This is a genomic window from Sulfoacidibacillus ferrooxidans (genome assembly GCF_022606465.1).
Taxonomy (GTDB): Bacteria; Bacillota; Bacilli; order Alicyclobacillales; family SLC66; genus Sulfoacidibacillus; species Sulfoacidibacillus ferrooxidans.
In genome coordinates this window covers 1-551 of sequence record NZ_JALBUF010000077.1, presented here as the reverse complement: position 1 = coordinate 551, position 551 = coordinate 1, and the positions used below count along the sequence as shown (strand labels likewise).

General features: G+C 45.2%; 1 protein-coding gene. It reads left to right on the top strand.

All coding sequences use genetic code 11. The annotated features are described in order from the left end of the window. Positions 1 to 427 precede the first annotated feature (427 nt). The coding region (locus MM817_RS17640) for a PhzF family phenazine biosynthesis protein (RefSeq protein WP_419723431.1) at positions 428 to 551 on the top strand (124 nt) is incomplete at its 3' end.

Genomic DNA, 551 nt, shown 5'->3' with positions numbered 1-551 from the left:
CAAGATTATACTTGCAACTGTTCAGCCCATGGAGCTTGTCTGGATGAGGTCCAAGGTCATGTTGAATTTAGGGCAAGTGGACCGGCGAATTCAGAACTGGCTAGATCGGGTCTTTCCGGAATATACCGAGGTGTTTAAAAACTTAGAAGGCAGGGCATCTCTCATTACACTTCGTAAGAGCCCGCTGCTACAGGATCTCGTCTCGCTTGGCGCAGCGAGATTGTGAGTCAGTGGAAGAACTGTGGTGTAATGCGAACTGTAGGCATGAAGCGAGCAATCCGTCTCGTAACAGTCGCTGAGAAGTCCATGGGTCTAAATGAGGGGCTCGCGTCTACCAAGTTGGAATTAAGGGCTTTACGTTTTGTTAGGCTAATGTGCAAATTAGTCGGGGAATTAGTTTTTATTCATAAGAAAGAGGTGTCACTTAATGGTAGATATACCCTTTTCCGTTGTGAACAGCTTTACAAGTAATGCTTTTGAGGGAAATCCAGCAGCAGTTATTCTTAATGCAAATACCTTGGATCATGAGACAATGTTACGGATTGCACGTC